This window comes from Streptomyces sp. NPDC093600, from assembly GCF_044764755.1.
Taxonomy (GTDB): domain Bacteria; phylum Actinomycetota; class Actinomycetes; order Streptomycetales; family Streptomycetaceae; genus Streptomyces.
This window is the reverse complement of record NZ_JBIWIU010000001.1, coordinates 401,463-418,688: the sequence shown is the minus strand read 5'-3', so window position 1 is coordinate 418,688 and position 17,226 is coordinate 401,463. Positions and strand designations below refer to the sequence as shown.

Sequence of the window (17,226 nt, the reverse complement as noted above, 5' to 3'; positions counted from 1 at the left end):
CGCTGGTGGCCCCGGACCGTGGAGAACCACCTTGCTCCTCACCGACTCCTCCCCCTGGCAGGCCGCCGCCGCGTGCGCCGGCCTGTCCCCGTCCATCGTCTTCGCCCGCCGCGCCCAGCACGCGGCCCCGGCGCTCCGCGCCTGCGCCGTCTGCCCGGTCCGCCGTGAGTGCGAGGCGGCGGTGGCACCCGCCGAGAGCTACTTCGACGGCGTCTGCGCGGGCCGCCTGTGGCGCAACGGCCGCCCGGCGGACGCGGCACGCGTGGCCAGGGCGGTCGCGACGACGCCGACGGCGCCGCGAGCGGCGCCGCGGGGCGCCGCGCATGGCGTGACATGGGGCGCCGACTCCGGCGGACAGCGGGCCGCAGCGTCGGCCGTGGCCCCGGATGCCGGGCATGGCGCGCATGGCGTGAGGCCGGTCGTCGCGTCGGGGCGGAAGCCGGGCGCCGCGCAGGGCGCGCATGCCGGGGCGCCGGTCGGTACGTCGGGCGGGAGCGGTCGTCGTGGCTGATCGCGCCGTCGAGCTCGTCCTCCGTGACATCACGCTGTGGACCGCCTCCCTCGCACGACAGTTCCCCGAGCTCAGCGAGGAACTGGCACCCGGTCGCCGCGGCCCTGCCGGGTCCGCGCCCACCGCGTCCCACTCCGGCCGCGACGAGCTGATCCGCGAGGAGCGCCGTGAGGCGCTGCTCCTCCAGCAGCGGCACGGGCTCGCCGTCCCCGGCCACGGTGCCGCCCCCATCCGCCTGCACGTGTCCGACGCCATCCGGGACATCACCGACGGCGTGGTGGAGCTGGAGGAGGCGGTACGCGCCCGGCTCGGCCTCCCCCGCCCCGGGCGCGCCCCGGTCGTCGAGCGGCTCCGGCGGACGTTCGCGCTGCTCGATGACATCGCCGCTCACCCCGACCTGGCCCGTCACATGCGCGACGAGCTGCGCCGGATGGCCCGGCGGTGCGCCCGCACGCTCGGCGACGCGGAGACGGTCGTACGGGTGTCGGGGCGCTGCCCCTGGTGCGACTCGGTGTCGCTGCGGGCCTTCCCGGACCGGCGGGCGGTGCTGTGCGTGAACCCGGCGTGCACCTGCACCGACGAGGAGTGCGGTTGCCAGGACGACCCGTCGTACCGCCACCTGTGGCCGCAGGAGCGGTGGGACGAACTGGCGGAGGCTTCCGGCACTCCGACCGACGAGATCGCCACGGCGATGGAGGAGACCCCGTGCTGACGTCCCTGCCGCTGCCCGCCCTGATCCCGGGCCCGCTCGCCGCCGAGGAGGCGGGGGTCGCTCCGGCCACGATCCGCAAGTGGGTCCAGCTGGGCCATCTGAAGGCCGTCGGCAAGTCGGGGAGGGCGCAGCTCTTCCGCCTGGAGGACGTCTTCGCCGCCGAACGCCTGGCCCGCCGCCGGCTCCCGCGCCCCGCGGGGGCGTAACCCCAGATCCGCAGAACCTGCCCGACCCGAAACGCCCCGCGTCCACCAGGACGCGGGGCGTTTCTTCGTACGCCCGGGCTCGGCGCCGGGGCATCCGGGAGCCCGCGCACCGGGTCCCACGCAAGCACCCACCCGAACTAGTTGCGTGCGCGCACGCTCTCTGTCACAGTTGGTGCAGCGGCGGAGCTGTGCCCACACCGGGAACGGCTTCGCCGTTCGCCGTCCGGGTGCGCTCCGCGCCCCCTCCCCCTTCCCCGCGTCGAGCGCCCCGGACGGCGCCCCGTCCCGCATCCCCTCCGAGGAGATCCGTCATGACCACTCCCCCGAGTGCTTTCCCAGACGTCGAGAAGCTGGTCGTCGACGTCCTCAAGGCCGACCCGGCCATGGCCGGCGTCACCGTCGCCGTCCAGGCGCCGAGCGGCTTCGACGGTACGCAGAGCGCCGTCCTGGTGAACCGCCGCGGCGGGGCCTGGATCGGCGATCTGCACGTCGACAAGCCGCTGATCGAGTTCGAGGTGTACGGGCCGACCAAGAACGCGGCCCACGTCCTCGCCAACGCCGCCCGGCGCGCCCTGCTCGCCACCATCGGCAAGCAGATCGGCGTGAACTTCGTCAGCGACGTGGAGGAGCAGGACGGGCCCCGCTGGATGCCCGACTACCTCTACCGCGGCGCCAACCGCTACCTCTGCGTCATCCAGCTCTCCGTGAGCGTCTTCTAGACGCTCAGCCCCGGGCGCCGCGACCGGCGCCCCCGACGTCGCCGTACCCGACGTCCCCACAGACCAGGCCTCGCCGTCCGGCGGGGCCTTTGCCGTACCCGGGCCCCACGCCCGGGGCGGTCGAACCCTCTCACCAAGGAGAAACCCACCATGGCAGGAAACAACTCCGCCGAGATCCGCGTCGCCGGCGTAGGCAAGCTCTACGTGGCCAAGGCCGACACCGCCGTCCCGTCCTTCGGCAGCGGCGAGTCCTCCGCCGACTGGAGCGCCTGGACCGACCTCGGCTACACCACCGGCGAGGGCGTCACCTTCTCCAAGAAGGACAAGCTGGAGGCCATCGACGCCTGGCAGTCGGTCTCCCCGGTCCACTACATCTACTCGGCCCGTGACCTCTCGCTGAAGTTCGCCATGCTCCAGTTCAACGAGGACACGCTGCCGTTCTTCATGGGCGGCGGCAAGGTCGCCCCCGAGCCGGCCACGTCGACGGAGATCTTCAAGTACGAGATCTCCGAGCGTCCGTACGCGGACGTGCGCGCCCTCGGCCTGGAGTTCACCGACGTCAAGGCCACTGGCGCCGCGGTCACCTACCGCTTCGTCATCCCGCGCGGTCAGGTCACCGCCTCCGACGACATCAAGCTGGCCCGTAAGGCGGCGTCCACCCTGGGCATCACCTTCTCCGCCATGTCGAACGGCGCGGGCAAGCCGCTGGCGACCTTCCTCATGAAGGACAACCAGTACAGCGCCACGGTCTGATCCAGCCCCACCCGGGGCGGGACGGCCGACCGCCGTCCCGCCCCGCCCCCTCTCCTCCTCACTCACTCGAATCAAGGAGTACGCACACCATGGCCCGTTTCGACGTCAACGCCGCCCGCGCCCAGCGCCTGGAGGCCAGCGGCCGCAGCTGGTCCTTCGAGCTGGACGGCGAGTCCTTCACCCTGCCCACCGAGCTCTCCCGCGCGACCGCGAAGGGTCTGCGCAAGCTCGACGACAACGACGTGGACGGCCTGCTCGCGCTTCTGATGGGTGAGGAGCAGTTCGCCCGCTTCGAGGAGCACGACGTCACGATGCAGGACATCGCCGCCATCCTGGAGGCGTACGGCAAGGAGACCGGGCTCGGCCTGGGGGAAGACTGAGCCTCGTCGAGTTCGTCGACGAACACGCCGAGGCCCTTGAAGCGGACCTCCTCCGCTATTACGGAACCGATCTCCTCGACTGGTACCGGGGCGACCTCTCCAGCCGGCGCCTGCTGGTCCTGATCAAGAACCTTCCGCGGGAGGGTGCCGTACAGCGGGAGCTGCACGGCGAGGCGGCGGAGTGGTCGCTCGGCGACCATCTGCTCGCGGCGGCGGTGGACCACCTGGCCGTCGCCAACTGGATGTTCCAGTGCGTCAACAGCAGTGAGGACGACGACGCTCCCGAACCGCCGAAGCCTGTTCCCCGTCCGGGCGTCAAGGACGAGGACGGGGAGGAGGAGCGGGGCGAGGGCTCCACGGAGGAGGGCGCCGGCGAGGCGGTCACCCCCGGCGCGCTCGCCCGGTTCTTCGGCTGACGCACCGACGGCACCCCCGCGCCACCCCCCACGGCCCCCGGAGCCCGTTCCCGTCAGGGATCGGGCTCCGGGGGCGCTTCCTGTGCTCCCCGATCGACCATGTCCTCCTCCAGAGCTCTGGCCCGCTCCGACAGCCGTCGCCCCCTGCGCCCGCGCGTTTCCCGTTCGTCGGGTCCGGGGGTACGGCGCTCGGCGGAGGGCCCGGCCTGTCCGGGGACCCCGGCGAGCGGGGGCACGACGGGGCGGCCGCCCTTGCCGCGTACGACCTTCCGCACCGGCTGGGCGCTCCTGCGGTTCCGCAGTTCCTGGGCGGTGAGCAGGACGTCCGTCTCAGCGTCGGACTCCTCGGCGCGCGGGCGGGGCGGCTCGTCGTCACCCCCGGGCGCGGTGGCGTGTTCGAGCCCGGGATCGCGGTCCGCGTCCACGTCACCGTCGGCATCGGCGTCCCGCTCGGTCGCCCCCTCCTCCGAGGAAGGCTGTGCGGGCCGCCCTTCGAACATCTCGCGTTCCCGGCGGAGGCGCTCCTCGGCCTGGATCACGGCGGCGGGCGGTTCGAGGAGCCGGGCGAAGGGGAGCGGGATGACCCGGGCACCGTCCTCGCCCTCGCCGGCGCGGCGCTGCGGACGGCGCACTCCACGCGCGTCACGCTGGCCCTGTGCGTAGGCGTCGGCGACGCGCCTCTCGTACTCGCGGCGTATCCGGGGGAGCTCCTCCGACATGGCCTCGGCCCAGCCGCCGGTGAAGGCGGAGGTCTCACGCCGTTCGAGTTCGGCTCGGGCGATCACGACGAGGTCCTCGGGCGCGTACCCGTGGACGTGGACCAGTTCGGAGATCCAGGCGAACAGATGGGGTAGGTCGGAGTTCGTCTCGAACCAATCGACGACCCGTCCGCGGCGGCCACCGCCCCGCTCGCTGTCCATGCGTCCGTATGCCTTCCGCCCCCTGGGGTCCCCTCGCGCCGCTCGCGCCCCTCGCGCCCCGGGGTGGTCCGGTCCTCGGAACGCGTATCCAGCGTACCCGGTCGGTCCGTACACCTGTTCAAGTCTCAACCGGTCCGCGTTCACGCTGAGCAGACGCGCCGTCAGTCCATTCCCGCTCGACAAACACCGAACAGGTGTTCCACACTCTGTTCGCACAGTAGTTCGAACATGTGGTGCCCCCGCTCCTCGTCGCGGCGCCGCCACGCACGCACGGGCAAGCAACCGGAAGGCAGGCGTCCATGGCTCAGCAGGCCGAGGCATCGCGACCGTACATCCCGCTCCAGGACCGCCTCCGCCAGCTCCTCGACGGACCCGTCGCCCTCGACAAGAGAGCGCTGCTGGGCACGCTGTACGCGGAGGTCTCCCGCTACGAGACCCAGGCGTACGCGGCGGGCTGGAACGACGCGCTGGCGACGGTGCGCCGCAGCTCCCGCCGGGACGAGGACGCCTAGCCGCCGCACGCTGCCCCTCACGCACGAGCCCCTGCCGAAGTTCCATGCCGGCAGGGGCTTTTCGGCGCTTGGCCGTCACAGGCCGGAAGCGGAGCAACTCATGGCAGACCCAATGATCACGGAAGTCCTGGCGCAGATCACCCAGCTGAGAAGCGACCTCCAGACCGCCACCCTCGACGTCAAGAACATCGAGATGGAGACGACGGAAAAGGAGAGGAAGGAAGCTGAGGAGCAGTGGAAGAAGAAGGTAGAGGAGGCGAAGAAGAAGGGGGAGACACTCCCGGAAGATCCCATGGTGAAGATCTCCCGGTTCAAGCACTCCCTCATCGAGGCGGAGCCGAGGATCCTCACCGAACGGCATCTACCGTCGGACTTCGTCACGAAGTTCAACGAGATGCATCAGGAGCTCAAGAAGGAGCTGTCGTCCGAGCTATGGGAGGCCGCCGGTTTCGACACGATCGGCGCCGCCGTGGAAAAGGTCCACGAGGGCAACAAGGAGGCCTGGAAGTACTGGGTCGCGGCCCTCGGTAGCCTCGTCATCCCCGCGATCCTCGCGGGGATCGGTCTCGTACTGCTGGCCAGGTTCACCGACATACAGAGGGTCATCCAGGGTGGCCTTCTCAACGTGGCGTCGAGAATCAGCCGCGGCCGTATCGCGCGCGATCTCATCCTGGCCAAGAACGCCAATGGGGACGGCTGGGCGTTCCAGAACAAGACGGAGGTCAAGAACCGCGAGGCCGCAGCCGCCGCGGGCGTCCCCATCGCCGACCTCCCCGACGAGCAGAAGCTGAAGAGTCTGCGGGACACGATCGGCAGCGTCAACACCAAGATCGCGACCTTCAACACCGAGGTACGCAAGCTCCCGAACGCCCGCTCGCTCGAAAAAACGGCGACAGCCGTCGGCAAGGTCAACACGGCCATCACAGCCGCCGTCCCCACCAAGATGGCCTCCGTCGCCGACAAGCTCGTGAAGATCGCCGAGGGCGTGGAGCAGTACAACCAGCACCGGTTGGACACGAAGGCGCTCGACAAGGCCAACAAGGCCGTCGAGAAGTCCAACCCCACCAAGATCGGTGAACTCGCCAAGGCCACCGGCAAGCTCGCCAGCGCCCAGCGGCATTTCCAGCCGGACAAACTCCCCAACGCCGGCAACCTGCGCTCGGCCGCCAGGGCCGCCAACGACCTCGCGAAGGCGGGCGGGAACGTGACCCAGGCGTTCAACGCGTTCAAGATCGCGGTCCAGCGCGCCGAAGCGGCGCTCTGATCCTCCCCCACCCCCGAAAGGAGGTAACCCATGTCCCTCGTCAGAAACCTCAAGAATGCGTCCACCGGTCTGCGCACCCTCAAGACGCAGGCATCCGGCGCCGGCACCTCGGTCAAGAAGGTCGGCGACGCCGGTCGCGCGGCCGACGGGCAGCTCAAGAACCTCAAGTCCAGCGCCCAGGGCACCAACACCCAGCTCAAGAACCTCAAGACCGCCTCCGACCAGGCCGAGAAGGCCATGCGGAAGGCCGGGCAGACCGCCGAGTCCGCCGGCAAGAAGCTCGGCAAGTACGAGTCGGGCGCCGGCAAGGCCGCCAAGGGCCAGGACAAGCTCAACCGGTCCATGAAGGGCAATCTTCTCGCCCGGCTGCTCGAACTCTTCATGCCGCTCATCGAGAAGATCGTCGAGATGGCGCTGCAGTCGAAGACGATGCAGAAGGTCCTGAAGAAGGCCTTCGACGCCATCAAGACCGTCATCAGCTCGGTCATGAAGGCCGTCGGCCCGATCATGAAGAAGGCCGGCCAGCTGATCAAGACGGTCTGGAACGGCATCAAGAAGGCCATCTCCACCGTCGTCAAGGCCGTCGCCACCGTCATCAAGACCTACGTGAAGATCTGGAAGACGGTCATCACCACGGTCATGAAGGCGATCAAGACGGTCATCAGCACCGTCTGGAACGGCATCAAGGCCGTCATCACCCCGGTGGTGAACTGGATCAAGACCGCCATCCCGAAGGCGTTCAGCGCCGTCAAGGACAAGATGTCCTCGATCTGGAACGGCCTGAAGGACATCGCGTCCCGGGCGTTCGAGGGCATCAAGACCGGTGTGAAGGGCCCCATCAACGCCGTCATCGGCCTGATCAACAAGATGATCAGCGCCGTCAACGGGGTCAAGGTCAGCGTGCCGCCGTGGGTGCCGATCGTCGGTGGCAAGACCTTCGGCGTCAACATCCCGACCATCCCCATGCTCGCCACCGGTGGTGTCGTCATGCCGCGCACCGGCGGTGTCCCGGCGATCCTCGCCGAGGCCGGCGAGGCCGAGGCCGTCCTGCCGCTCTCCAAGCTGGACCGGCTGCTCGCCCTCACCGCCCGCCGTGCCCGCATGGCGGCGCAGGCCAAGGCGGGCGGGCGCGCCGGGGCCGGGCTGCACATCGAGCACTACCACGCGGCCCGGGGCAGTGACCCGCAGTCCACGGCGGACGCCCTGATGTACCTGGCGAAGGCACGCGGATGAGTGCCGCGGTGATCGCCATGCCGCGCTTCCGGGCGGTCACTCCGGTGATGTCCTCCCTGCGGCAGGGCGCCGGCCAGGCCGGCGATTCGCTCAAGCGGTTCAAGCAGGACGTGCAGCGGGCGGCCGGTTCCCTCGGCTCCCTGGGCCCCCAGGCGCGCGGCGCCGGCACCTCCGTACGCACCCTCGGTACGAACGCGTCCGGCGCCGCCGGCGTCGTCCGTAAGATCCAGCAGTCCAAGGCGCCCACCGGCGTCAAGAAGGCCGGCACCGCCGCCGGCAAGGCCCGCACCGCCGTCGGGAGGATCGGCACCGGGGTCGGCGGCCTCGTCGCCCTCCTCGCCCCCCTGCTCCCGGTCACCGACGTCATCAGCAAGCTGATGGAGAGCTACGGCACCGCCATGACCGTCGCCTCCATCGCCATGACCGGCGTCAATCTGGCGATGCGCGCCAACCCGATCGGCTTCATCGTCGGCATCCTCCTGCCCGTCGCCGCCTGGTTCATCGAGTACGCGATGACCAGCGAGACCGGGCAGAAGATCATGAAGCAGGTCTTCCAGGCGGTCCTCAAGGGCTTCCAGGCCGTCTGGAAGTTCCTGTCGCCGCTCATGAAGGCGGTCGGGAAGGCCGTCGGGACGTATGCCAAGGCGTATCTGACGCTCTTCAAGACCGCGCTGAAGCTCGTCGGTTCCGCGATCAACGGCATCTCCAGGATCCGTTCGGCGATCAGCTCGGCCGTCACCGCGCTGCGCGGGATCGCCCAGCGGACCATGGGCGCGATCAAGAACGTCGTGAAGCCGGTCCTCTCCTTCATCACCGACAAGATCCCCGGGTTCTTCCGCACCGCCAAGGACGCGGTGAGCAAGGCCCTGAACGGGATCGGCGAACTGGTCAAGGGCGGTCTGAACGCCGTCCTCGGCGTCGTCAAGGGACCGATCAACGGTCTCATCGCCTTCGCCAACTGGATCATCGACGGCCTCAACGAGCTGAGCGTCACCAACCCGTTCACCGGCAACAAGTTCGGCGTCGACATCGACAAGATCCCGATGCTCGCCGAGGGCGGTGTCGTCTTCCCCGGCCACACCGAGAGCTGGCGCATCGACCCGCTCACCGTGCTCGAGAACCGCCGTGTCCCGGCCCTCGACGAGGCTCCCCGACCGCCGCACCGCATCAGGGAGTTCCGCGAGGAGCCGGGCGCCGGCCCGCGGGCGACCGCCGAGGACCTGCTCTTCCTGGCGTCCGCGCACTCCTATTGCTGACCGCCGACCCTGACACCCCCTCAGAAGTGAGGTGACGGCCCCATGGCCGAGACCACAACCGCATACGCCGGAAGCGATCTGACCGCCGACCTCGCGCCCGGCTCACTCATCACCCAGGACGGGCAGATGCAGTGGGCCGGGCTTCTCATCGGCCCCGGCACACCGTTCGCCATCGACCGGTCGGGTCTGTCCGGCTGGGAGGACCTGCCCGAGTACGACTCCTCCGACGCCGACCGGCCCACCTCGCACGGCGCCTGGCCCGGTGCCCGCTACGCCAAGCCGCGCAAGATCGGCGGCACGATCGTCCTGATCCCGGAGTACGGCGCGGCCACCGAGGCCATCCGCGCGCTGCGCCAGGCGCTCGCCCTGCTCGACGCCGAGCGCTGGCTCACCGTCCGGCTGCACGGCGAGATGCTCACGGTCCGCGCCCGTATCGCCCAGCGGGTGGTCCCGGCCGACCAGGGCTTCGCCACCCAGGGCAGCTCCAAGATGTCCGTCCAGTGGCTGGCCGCCGACCCGCGCCGTTACTCGGTCGAGGAGCAGGCCGTCACCACCAGCGCCCCGCTGCCGGAGATCGGCCTGACCTGGCCGCTGACCTGGGCCCTCGACTGGGGTCAGGCGCAGTCCACCGGTGACGCGGTCGTCGAGAACACCGGCTCCGCCCCCACCCACCCGGTGATCACCTTCCGCGGCCCGTGCTCCATGCCGACCGTCACCGAGCGGATCAGCAAGCGCCGGCTGCGGTACGCGATCGACCTGGCCACGGGCGAGGAGCTGACCGTCGACACCGCCAACGGCACGGTCACCCTCAACAACACCGCCTCCCGCCGGCACACCGCGATGGCGGACTCCAGCCCGGAGGAGCTGTTCGTGCTCGAACCGGGCCGCGCGGAGCTCTCCTTCCGGCCGGACGACAGCCCGGAGGCCGTGATGACCGTCCGCTGGCGCAGCGCCGAATGGTGACCGAACTCCCGCCCTCCACTCTCCTGAGAGGTGAACCATGACCGTACGGGCAGCCTGGCTCCAGCCCACCGGCCAGACCCGTGAGGACACCCGTCTCACCCTGGCCGCCCTGCTCACCCCCAGCGGCCAGAGCGCGGAGGAGACGCCGCTGCGCTCCCGGTCGGGCATCGTGCCGGGCGGCTTCGTCCTGACCGGGACCGCCGCCATGGAGTGCACGATCGGCACCGGCCGGGCGATCATCCAGGGCAAGGAGACCCGTCAGGGTGCCTACCTGGTGAGCGCCGTCTCGCCGGAGAAGATCACCATCGAGGACGGTGACCCGCAGTACGACCGGATCGACCTCATCGAACTGGCCGTCCTCGACAACGACTACGACAAGACGGGCACCACCGACGCCGTCATCCGCCTGGTCAAGGGCGCCCCGGCGGCCAACCCGGTCGCCCCGGCCGCCGGCCCGGGCAGCACGCAGGCGCTCTACACGGTCCGGGTCCCGAAGAACACCTCGGCCGGCACCGGCGGCATCGCCTGGACCGGCGGTGCGGTGACCACCCAGCACTGGCCGGTGGTGGCGCTCGGCGGCATCCTGCCCACCAGCGGGTTCAAGGGCGCGTACGTCGGCCAGTACCGCGACGCCGGCGGCATGCTCCAGCGCTGGGACGGCTCGACCTGGGTCTCGTACCCGAAGGCGATCGGCGGCATCGCCCCCAGCACCCTGTCGACCGGCGGCTACGCCGGCCAGTACCGGGACAACGCCGGGATCCTGCAGCGCTGGGACGGCTCGAACTGGCAGTACGCCGAGGGCGCGTCGAAGATCCTGCTCGCCGTCACGCAGTGGACCACCTCCCAGCAGCAGACCGTCCAGCCCAACACCTGGACGACGCTCAGCCTGCCGACGGTCGAGGGCGACGACGCCAAGGGCTGGAACGGCACCAACACCTACACCGTGCCGCGCACCGGCTGGTGGCGGATCTCCGCGCACGTCACCTGGGCCAACGACGGCCAGACCGGCATGCGGGGCGCCCGCGTCCTGGTCGGCGGCGTCGGGCAGTCCCGGATGACCTGGCTCACCCCCGCCGGCAACGGCGCCATCTCCGTCGGCGGCCAGGGCCTGATCCACCTCACCGCCGGCACCACGGTGCAGCTCGCCGGCTTCCACAGCCACACCGCGGCGGTCAAGACCCTCGGCGGCTCCGGCTACGCCTGCGTCCTCACCGCCGAGTGGCTCAAGTCCTGACCCCGGTCCGGATCTCCGTCCCGACCACCCCGTTCCTCCTCCCCGATTGGAGAAGCCCATGAACCTGCGCAGCAGCTGGGTCAAAGAGACCGGCCAGACCCGCGAGGACACGCGTCTCACCCAGATCGGCGCCACCAACGCGCTCAACCCCGTCCAGGTCCGCTCCGGCATCCTGCCGGGTTCCTACGACGGCAAGTACCGGCTGTCCGGCTTCTGGATGACGGGCTCCTCCGCCATGGCGGCGACCGTCTCCGAGGGCCGGGCCGTGATCCAGGGCGACGTCTCGCAGGGCGCCTACCCGGTGACGCTGCCCCTCTCCCAGCAGGTCACCTTCACCGCGGGCAACGCCCAGTACGGCCGGATCGACCTGGTCGTCCTGCGGATCTACGACCCGCTGTACGAGGGCACCCGCAACGAGGCCGTCGTCGAGGTCATCGAGGGCGTGGCGGACGCGGCCCCGAAGGCCCCGCTCGTCCCGCCGCGCAGCCTCCCCCTCTACGAGGTGACCGTGCCGGCCGGGGCCAGCGCCGGCAACGGCGGCATCCCGTGGGCCACCTCGCTCAGGGACCTGCGGACCTCCGTGGTCTCCGTCGGCGGCATCCTGCCGGTCGAGGGGCCGGTCGCCCCGGGCGCGTACCCCGGCCAGTACCAGGACACCCCGGACGGCCAGCTCCAGCGCTGGGACGGCGGCAAGTGGGTGTCGTACCCGCAGGCCATCGGCGGTATCGTCCCGCCGTCGGTCAACATCGCGACCCCCGGCAGCTACAACGGCCAGTACCGGGCCGCCATCGACGGCACGCTGCAGCGCTGGACCGGTTCGGCGTGGGCCTCGGCGTTCCCCGGTCCGTACTTCAACGACTCGCTGGACGCGGGCTACACCACCTCGACGACGTACGTGAACACGCTGACCGAGCGCGTCACGAACCCGCTGTCGGTGAGCTTCGTCGCCCCGCACACCCGGCAGGCGATCCTCACCTTCGGTTCGCGGATGGAGCTGGCCCTCAACTCCGGCACCACCGGCATCGCCAGCTCCGCCTACATGTGCGTGCGCATCACCCAGGGCAACACCGTCCACCGGGAGGTGGAGGACGAACTGGCCGCCATGGCCTCGAAGTCGGCCGACCCGACGGACGCCTTCTCCGCCTCGACCACCCAGCGCATCCACAGCATGACACCGGGCCTGACGTACACGTGCACCGCGTACTACCGCAGCTCCAACGCCAACGTGCGGGCGTGGTTCGACAACACCTACATCCAGGTCACCCCGCAGTACTGAGCCGCCCAGCCCAGGCCGCCCCACCCTTCGAGGAGTACCCATGCCCGTACGCTCCGGCTGGCTGCTGCCCACCGGTCAGACCCGCCAGAACACCCGCATCACCAACATCGGCGCCACCACCCCCGCCGGCCAGCTCGGCGTCCGGTCCGGCATCCTGCCCGGTACGCACGACGGCAAGTACCGGGTCGGCGGCCTGTGGCTGAGCGGCAACGGCCCGATGACGGCCATCGTCTACGCCGGCAGGGCCGTCGTCCAGGGCCCCACCACCGCGGAAGGCGCCTACCCCGTCGCCCTCGACGGGGACGTCACGATCACCTTCGCCGACGGCGACCCGCTCAACCCGCGCATCGACCTCGTCGTCCTGCGCGTGTACGACAACGACACCGACTTCCCCGGGCGGTACGAGGCGGTCGTCGAGATCGTCCAGGGCCAGCCGGCGGCCGCCCCGGTGGCCCCGGCGGCGCCCCCGCGCTCGCTCACGCTCTTCTCCGTCCGGGTGAAGGCCGGGGCCTCCGCCGGCACCGGCGGCGTCGGCTGGGGCACCACCGGCACCGTCACCGACCTGCGGACGACGACCGTCGCGGCCGGCGGCATCCTGCCCGTCTACAACAACGCGGGCGTCGCCGGGGCCTACGCCGGCCAGTACCAGGACAACGACAACTCCCACTACCTCCAGCGCTGGGACGGCACCCAGTGGGTGCCGTACCCGAAGGAGATCGGCGGCATCGCCCCCGCCGGGACCCTGTCGACGGGCGGTTACACCGGCCAGTTCCGGGAGAACAACGGCGTCCTCCAGCGGTGGAACGGCAGCACCTGGGTCAACTACCAGCCGCCGGTCGAGGTGGAGACCACCACGACCGGCGTCACCGCGCAGACCGGCTGGGCGCTGGTGAGCTTCTCGGCCCGCCGGACCCGCGGCATCGCCACCATGACCGTCACCGTCAACCGCACCGGAGCCGAGATCACCGCGAGCAGCTCCGGCCAGATCGCCGACCAGCCGCTGTGCACCCTGCCCGTCGGCTGGCGGCCCGCGATCGGGATGGAGTCCGTGGCCTCCGACGGCTACGCCGACGGCGCCGCCGACATCACCCCGGGCGGTGTCGTCAACCTGCGGACCTGGTCCCCGACCGGCGTCCTGACCAACGGCCGCGCCCTCCGCGTCTCCGCCACCTACGTCCTCTAAGGGAGGCCCGACATGGCACTCGAAACGCCCTACCGGGCGATCTTCTGCGACCTGATCAGCGATCAGACCATCGACATCCTCCCCCTGCGGGACGTCTCCTTCGACGACTACATCGGCAAGGCCGGCTCACTGTCCGGCACCATCCCCATCCCGAACAAGGAGATCGCCGACCGCGTGAAGAAGGTCCGGGAAGGCCGCACCGCGGTCTACCTGGAGCGCGGCGGCGACCTGTGGTGGGGCGGCATCATCTGGACCACCACCCTGCAGTCGAGCGGGCGCGGGGTGCTGACCCTCGGCATCCAGGCCGCGACCTTCGACTCGTACGCGACCCGCCGCCGCATCCGTACCGACATCTCCTTCACCACCCCGACCGACCAGCTGGAGATCGCCCGGGCGCTGTGGAAGGAGCTCGACCTCCAGGCCGACCCGAGCAGCCCGCCGAAGGAGGGCGAGCAGCCGCGCCGCCTCGGCATCAGCTACGGCCAGGAGACCTCCGACGTCCAGCGGACGGCCTCCTGGCGCAAGGGTGACGAGACCGTCTACCAGGAGGCGCTCGACCAGCTCGCCGCCCTGGAGAACGGCTTCGAGCACCAGATCCTGGTCTACCGCGACCCGGTCAGCGGCAAGCGGATCCGGCAGCTCCGGCTCGGCTGGCCCAAGATCGTCAACGGCGCGACCGACCTGCTCTTCGACCGGCCCGGCACGATCCTGTCGTACTCCTTCCCGTACGACGCGACCCGCGGCGGCACCACCGCCCTGGCCCGCGGCGCCACCACCAACGCCAACGCCGCCGCCGAGTCCCGGCCGATCGTCTCCACCCAGCAGATCGCGAGCGACCTGCTCGCCGACGGCTGGCCGCTGATCGACCTCTCCTCGGACCACAACGAGGTCACCGACACGCTCACCCTCGACTCGCTGGCCAAGCGGTCGCTCGACGAGTCCCGCGGCACGGTCGTGATCCCCGCGATCAGCATCCACCTCGACGGGGTCGTCCCGCCGGCGCTCCTCGGCCGGGTGGCCCGGATCCGGATCACGGACGAGTGGTACTCCCAGGGCCTCGACGCCCGCTACCGCATCATCGGTGTCAAGGTCACTCCCCCGGAGCGCGGCCGGCCCGACACCGCCGAGCTCTACCTTGAGGAGGCCTGATGCCCAAGCTGCCCGAGGACATCATCGACCGGCTGAACCAGATGGAACGCCGGCTGAAGGCCCTGTCCACGGCCGTGAACACCCGGCCCGCGGTCAACGAGGTCCGTCCGCCCCAGCAGACCGGCAGCGTCACCGTCAACCGGCCGCTGTTCCGGATCTTCGACGGCTACGCCCACGAGATCTTCGCGGACGACATCATGACCGGCGGCCTCGCCCGGCCCTGGCTGCAGCTGATGCCGCCGCTGCCGACCGACGTGGCCAAGTGGCCCTCCACCACAAGCGGCACCTTCGTCACCATCGCCCGCTGCTCCAACCCCATCTGGCAGCCCAAGATGCGCCTCGCGATCAACACGGCGGTCTCCACGGGCGCCACCGGCCAGGTGCGGGTCCTCGTCGACGGCTCCCCGTTCGGGGCCCCGGTCACCGCCGGCACCACCTTCGACCACCTCGGGCTGATCCCCGGGGACATGAAGACGCGGTTCGGCCAGACGATGACCATCGAGATCCAGGCGATGGCGAGCGGCGGCACGGTCTACGCCCAGCCGGTGCTCATCCACGGCGCCCAGACCTGACCGCCCCAGACCCGAGGAGCACACCATGAACACCGACCCCACCCTGCCCTGGGGCGTGGCCATCGACTACGCGGGCCGCGCCACCGTCACCGAGGGCGGCCACACCCTGGCCGTCCGCGTCTACGACAACACCCTCGGCTACACCCTGGAGCGCGACCCGGTCACGGGCCAGTACCCGTCGGTGTACGTCACCGCCGACCTCGACGAGAGGGGCGAGGGCGACTCCGTCCTGCGCGGCTCCGGCGTGGTCGTCGTCCACGCACAGAACAGCGAGCCGGCCGTCCCCGACCCGACCGCCGTCCAACGGGCCGTTGAGGCCGCGCTCGCCGACTTCGAGACCCGCCGCGACGCCTACGCCGCGCTCTGCGCCACCTGGACCCCGGCCCCCACCCCCGCCCCGGAACCGGAACCGGCGCCCGAGCCCACCGAGTAATCGGCGCACCCGCCCCACCCCGTACGCCCGCCCCGTGCCGATCCGGCCGGGGCTTTTCGCTTGCCCGGAGGACACCAGATGGCCACTCCCCTGTCCGCGGACCGGCTCGTCGCCGCGCTCCGCGCCGAAGGCGTCAAGGTCGTCGAGCACGACGGCTGGCGCACCCACAACCGCAACCAGGCCGGCGCCTGGGGCCCGGTGAGCGGTGTGATGATCCACCACACCGTCTCCAGCGGCACCGCCTCGTCCGTCGAGCTCTGCTACCACGGCTACGCCGGCCTGCCGGGCCCTCTCTGCCACGGCGTGATCGCCAAGGACGGCACGGTCCACCTGGTCGGCAACGGCCGCGCCAACCATGCCGGAGGCGGCGACCCGTCCGTCCTTCGGGCCGTGGTCAGCGAGACCTACGGCGACCGGCCGCCCGCCCCTCGCGAGCACCAGGGAAGCGCGGGCGCCGTCGACGGCAACTCCCGCTTCTACGGCTTCGAGTGCGTCAACCTCGGCAACGGCTCCGACCCCTGGCCGGCCGCCCAGCTCGACGCCATCGAGCGGGCCTCCGCGGCGCTGTGCCGGGCGCACGGCTGGGGCGCGAAGTCCGTGATCGGGCACCTGGAGTGGTCCGACTGGAAGAGCGATCCGCGCGGCTTCGGCATGCCCGGTATGCGCGAGCGGATCCAGAAGCGGCTCGGCGCCGCCCCCTCGAAGGACACGACCGCCCCGGCGAAGCCGGCCGCCCCGCGCTACCAGCCGTTCCCCGGCACCTCGTTCTTCAAGAACAAGCCCAGCTCGCCGATCGTCACCGCGATGGGCCGCCGCCTGACGGCCGAGGGCTGCGGCCGCTACCGGGTCGGCCCGGGCCCGCGCTGGTCGGAGGCCGACCGGCAGTCGTACGCCGCGTGGCAGCACAAGCTCGGCTTCCGCGGCGCCGACGCCGACGGCTGGCCGGGCGCCGCCTCCTGGAACGCGCTCAAGGTCCCGTACAGCAAGTAGAGGTCCCGTACCCCCAGGACCCGTACCACCACCGTCAAGGAGTTCCCCATGTCCGACGCCGCCAGGCGCACGGCCCGTACCGTCCTGCAGTCCGCCGTCGGCATCGCCGTCGTGCTCCCCGCGATCGTCGATGCCGCCGGCATCCCCGCGACCCTCCCCTGGGTCGCCGCCGCCCTGGCCGTGGCCGGTGGTCTCACCCGCGTCATGGCCGTCCCGGGTGTCCAGAACCTGCTGCCGACGTGGCTGCGCAGCTCCCCGGGCGGTGCAGATGACCGAGTCTGATCAGCACGACCCGGTCACCGTCGCCCTCGAACTGGAACGGCTGCGCGGCACCCTGGAGGCCGGCTTCGCCCGTGTCGACGGCTCGCTCGCGCTGCTCGTGCAGCGCAGTGACCAGACCGACAAGCAGCTCGCCGACATGGAGACCCGCCTCGACGCCCTGGAGCGCGCCCGCTGGCCCCTGGCCAGCATCGCCGCGCTGACGGCGAGCGCGGGTCTGATGCTCGCGGTCTGGGAACTGGCGGGCCGGTAGCCCCTTTCCGTT

General features: G+C 71.0%; 22 protein-coding genes. 21 read left to right on the top strand and 1 reads right to left on the bottom strand.

Features of this window, described 5'->3' with window-relative positions:
• Positions 1-31 precede the first annotated feature (31 nt).
• The 7 genes from ACIRB4_RS02105 (at position 32) to ACIRB4_RS02075 (ending at position 3,697) form a co-directional block, all read left to right on the top strand.
• The gene (locus tag ACIRB4_RS02105) at positions 32-511 is read left to right on the top strand and encodes a WhiB family transcriptional regulator (protein WP_403287897.1); all 480 of its coding nucleotides are present in this window, start codon (positions 32-34) and stop codon (positions 509-511) included.
• Positions 504-1,223, top strand: a complete 720-nt coding sequence (locus tag ACIRB4_RS02100; protein ID WP_403287896.1) for a hypothetical protein — start codon at positions 504-506, stop codon at positions 1,221-1,223. The genes ACIRB4_RS02105 and ACIRB4_RS02100 overlap by 8 nt, the downstream gene beginning before the upstream one ends.
• On the top strand, positions 1,217-1,429 hold the full coding sequence (locus ACIRB4_RS02095; protein ID WP_403287894.1) for a hypothetical protein: 213 nt from the start codon (positions 1,217-1,219) through the stop codon (positions 1,427-1,429). Before ACIRB4_RS02100 ends, ACIRB4_RS02095 begins: the two co-directional genes overlap by 7 nt.
• Positions 1,430-1,740: 311 nt before the next feature.
• Positions 1,741-2,148, top strand: a complete 408-nt coding sequence (locus tag ACIRB4_RS02090; RefSeq protein WP_403287893.1) for a hypothetical protein — start codon at positions 1,741-1,743, stop codon at positions 2,146-2,148.
• Between the two features lie 150 nt (positions 2,149-2,298).
• A complete protein-coding gene (locus ACIRB4_RS02085) occupies positions 2,299-2,901 on the top strand; it encodes a phage tail protein (protein WP_403287892.1) in 603 nt (200 codons plus the stop codon).
• Between the two features lie 89 nt (positions 2,902-2,990).
• Positions 2,991-3,281 carry a hypothetical protein gene (locus ACIRB4_RS02080; RefSeq protein ID WP_403287891.1) on the top strand — a complete coding sequence of 97 codons (291 nt, stop codon included), beginning with the start codon at positions 2,991-2,993 and terminating at the stop codon, positions 3,279-3,281.
• 215 nt (positions 3,282-3,496) lie between these two features.
• The gene (locus tag ACIRB4_RS02075) at positions 3,497-3,697 is read left to right on the top strand and encodes a hypothetical protein (protein WP_403287890.1); all 201 of its coding nucleotides are present in this window, start codon (positions 3,497-3,499) and stop codon (positions 3,695-3,697) included.
• A gap of 53 nt (positions 3,698-3,750) precedes the next feature.
• On the opposite strand, the gene ACIRB4_RS02070 is transcribed toward ACIRB4_RS02075, so the two are convergent.
• Complete coding sequence (locus ACIRB4_RS02070; protein WP_403287889.1) at positions 3,751-4,617, bottom strand: hypothetical protein; 867 nt, start codon at positions 4,615-4,617, stop codon at positions 3,751-3,753.
• Between the two features lie 299 nt (positions 4,618-4,916).
• On the opposite strand from ACIRB4_RS02070, the gene ACIRB4_RS02065 reads away from it, so the two are divergent.
• The 14 genes from ACIRB4_RS02065 to ACIRB4_RS02000 all read left to right on the top strand — a co-directional run bounded on the left by ACIRB4_RS02065 (position 4,917) and on the right by ACIRB4_RS02000 (position 17,214).
• Entirely contained in the window at positions 4,917-5,129 is a 213-nt protein-coding gene (locus ACIRB4_RS02065; RefSeq protein WP_403287888.1) for a hypothetical protein, read from the top strand.
• Positions 5,130-5,229: 100 nt separating this feature from the next.
• Positions 5,230-6,393 carry a hypothetical protein gene (locus ACIRB4_RS02060; RefSeq protein ID WP_403287887.1) on the top strand — a complete coding sequence of 388 codons (1,164 nt, stop codon included), beginning with the start codon at positions 5,230-5,232 and terminating at the stop codon, positions 6,391-6,393.
• Between the two features lie 30 nt (positions 6,394-6,423).
• Positions 6,424-7,626 carry a phage tail protein gene (locus ACIRB4_RS02055; RefSeq protein ID WP_403287886.1) on the top strand — a complete coding sequence of 401 codons (1,203 nt, stop codon included), beginning with the start codon at positions 6,424-6,426 and terminating at the stop codon, positions 7,624-7,626.
• The gene (locus tag ACIRB4_RS02050) at positions 7,623-8,882 is read left to right on the top strand and encodes a tape-measure protein (protein WP_403287885.1); all 1,260 of its coding nucleotides are present in this window, start codon (positions 7,623-7,625) and stop codon (positions 8,880-8,882) included. The genes ACIRB4_RS02055 and ACIRB4_RS02050 overlap by 4 nt, the downstream gene beginning before the upstream one ends.
• A 42-nt stretch (positions 8,883-8,924) precedes the next feature.
• Positions 8,925-9,845 carry a phage distal tail protein gene (locus tag ACIRB4_RS02045; RefSeq protein ID WP_403287883.1) on the top strand — a complete coding sequence of 307 codons (921 nt, stop codon included), beginning with the start codon at positions 8,925-8,927 and terminating at the stop codon, positions 9,843-9,845.
• A gap of 37 nt (positions 9,846-9,882) precedes the next feature.
• On the top strand, positions 9,883-11,079 hold the full coding sequence (locus ACIRB4_RS02040; RefSeq protein WP_403287882.1) for a hypothetical protein: 1,197 nt from the start codon (positions 9,883-9,885) through the stop codon (positions 11,077-11,079).
• Between the two features lie 58 nt (positions 11,080-11,137).
• Entirely contained in the window at positions 11,138-12,355 is a 1,218-nt protein-coding gene (locus tag ACIRB4_RS02035) for a hypothetical protein (RefSeq protein WP_403287881.1), read from the top strand.
• A gap of 40 nt (positions 12,356-12,395) precedes the next feature.
• The gene (locus ACIRB4_RS02030) at positions 12,396-13,538 is read left to right on the top strand and encodes a hypothetical protein (RefSeq protein WP_403287880.1); all 1,143 of its coding nucleotides are present in this window, start codon (positions 12,396-12,398) and stop codon (positions 13,536-13,538) included.
• A 12-nt stretch (positions 13,539-13,550) separates the two neighbouring features.
• Positions 13,551-14,687, top strand: coding sequence for a hypothetical protein (locus ACIRB4_RS02025; protein ID WP_403287879.1), 1,137 nt, complete (start codon positions 13,551-13,553; stop codon positions 14,685-14,687).
• A complete protein-coding gene (locus tag ACIRB4_RS02020) occupies positions 14,687-15,259 on the top strand; it encodes a hypothetical protein (protein ID WP_403287878.1) in 573 nt (190 codons plus the stop codon). The genes ACIRB4_RS02025 and ACIRB4_RS02020 overlap by 1 nt, the downstream gene beginning before the upstream one ends.
• Positions 15,260-15,284: 25 nt before the next feature.
• Positions 15,285-15,692 carry an ATP-binding protein gene (locus ACIRB4_RS02015; RefSeq protein ID WP_403287877.1) on the top strand — a complete coding sequence of 136 codons (408 nt, stop codon included), beginning with the start codon at positions 15,285-15,287 and terminating at the stop codon, positions 15,690-15,692.
• A 78-nt stretch (positions 15,693-15,770) separates the two neighbouring features.
• The gene (locus tag ACIRB4_RS02010; RefSeq protein ID WP_403287876.1) at positions 15,771-16,682 is read left to right on the top strand and encodes a peptidoglycan-binding protein; all 912 of its coding nucleotides are present in this window, start codon (positions 15,771-15,773) and stop codon (positions 16,680-16,682) included.
• Positions 16,683-16,730: 48 nt separating this feature from the next.
• A complete protein-coding gene (locus ACIRB4_RS02005; protein WP_403287875.1) occupies positions 16,731-16,964 on the top strand; it encodes a hypothetical protein in 234 nt (77 codons plus the stop codon).
• Positions 16,951-17,214, top strand: coding sequence for a hypothetical protein (locus ACIRB4_RS02000; protein WP_158989357.1), 264 nt, complete (start codon positions 16,951-16,953; stop codon positions 17,212-17,214). The genes ACIRB4_RS02005 and ACIRB4_RS02000 overlap by 14 nt, the downstream gene beginning before the upstream one ends.
• Positions 17,215-17,226: the final 12 nt, after the last annotated feature.

What these genes read in the sequence shown, in the direction of transcription:
- ACIRB4_RS02060 (WP_403287887.1), top strand. Translation starts at nt 5,230, where the DNA reads ATGGCAGACCCAATGATCACGGAAGTCCTGGCGCAGATCACCCAGCTG.
- ACIRB4_RS02070 (WP_403287889.1), bottom strand. Translation starts at nt 4,617, where the DNA reads ATGGACAGCGAGCGGGGCGGTGGCCGCCGCGGACGGGTCGTCGATTGG.
- ACIRB4_RS02050 (WP_403287885.1), top strand. Translation starts at nt 7,623, where the DNA reads ATGAGTGCCGCGGTGATCGCCATGCCGCGCTTCCGGGCGGTCACTCCG.
- ACIRB4_RS02025 (WP_403287879.1), top strand. Translation starts at nt 13,551, where the DNA reads ATGGCACTCGAAACGCCCTACCGGGCGATCTTCTGCGACCTGATCAGC.
- ACIRB4_RS02000 (WP_158989357.1), top strand. Translation starts at nt 16,951, where the DNA reads ATGACCGAGTCTGATCAGCACGACCCGGTCACCGTCGCCCTCGAACTG.
- ACIRB4_RS02085 (WP_403287892.1), top strand. Translation starts at nt 2,299, where the DNA reads ATGGCAGGAAACAACTCCGCCGAGATCCGCGTCGCCGGCGTAGGCAAG.
- ACIRB4_RS02035 (WP_403287881.1), top strand. Translation starts at nt 11,138, where the DNA reads ATGAACCTGCGCAGCAGCTGGGTCAAAGAGACCGGCCAGACCCGCGAG.
- ACIRB4_RS02045 (WP_403287883.1), top strand. Translation starts at nt 8,925, where the DNA reads ATGGCCGAGACCACAACCGCATACGCCGGAAGCGATCTGACCGCCGAC.
- ACIRB4_RS02005 (WP_403287875.1), top strand. Translation starts at nt 16,731, where the DNA reads ATGTCCGACGCCGCCAGGCGCACGGCCCGTACCGTCCTGCAGTCCGCC.
- ACIRB4_RS02055 (WP_403287886.1), top strand. Translation starts at nt 6,424, where the DNA reads ATGTCCCTCGTCAGAAACCTCAAGAATGCGTCCACCGGTCTGCGCACC.
- ACIRB4_RS02065 (WP_403287888.1), top strand. Translation starts at nt 4,917, where the DNA reads ATGGCTCAGCAGGCCGAGGCATCGCGACCGTACATCCCGCTCCAGGAC.
- ACIRB4_RS02015 (WP_403287877.1), top strand. Translation starts at nt 15,285, where the DNA reads ATGAACACCGACCCCACCCTGCCCTGGGGCGTGGCCATCGACTACGCG.
- ACIRB4_RS02030 (WP_403287880.1), top strand. Translation starts at nt 12,396, where the DNA reads ATGCCCGTACGCTCCGGCTGGCTGCTGCCCACCGGTCAGACCCGCCAG.
- ACIRB4_RS02090 (WP_403287893.1), top strand. Translation starts at nt 1,741, where the DNA reads ATGACCACTCCCCCGAGTGCTTTCCCAGACGTCGAGAAGCTGGTCGTC.
- ACIRB4_RS02080 (WP_403287891.1), top strand. Translation starts at nt 2,991, where the DNA reads ATGGCCCGTTTCGACGTCAACGCCGCCCGCGCCCAGCGCCTGGAGGCC.
- ACIRB4_RS02040 (WP_403287882.1), top strand. Translation starts at nt 9,883, where the DNA reads ATGACCGTACGGGCAGCCTGGCTCCAGCCCACCGGCCAGACCCGTGAG.
- ACIRB4_RS02010 (WP_403287876.1), top strand. Translation starts at nt 15,771, where the DNA reads ATGGCCACTCCCCTGTCCGCGGACCGGCTCGTCGCCGCGCTCCGCGCC.
- ACIRB4_RS02020 (WP_403287878.1), top strand. Translation starts at nt 14,687, where the DNA reads ATGCCCAAGCTGCCCGAGGACATCATCGACCGGCTGAACCAGATGGAA.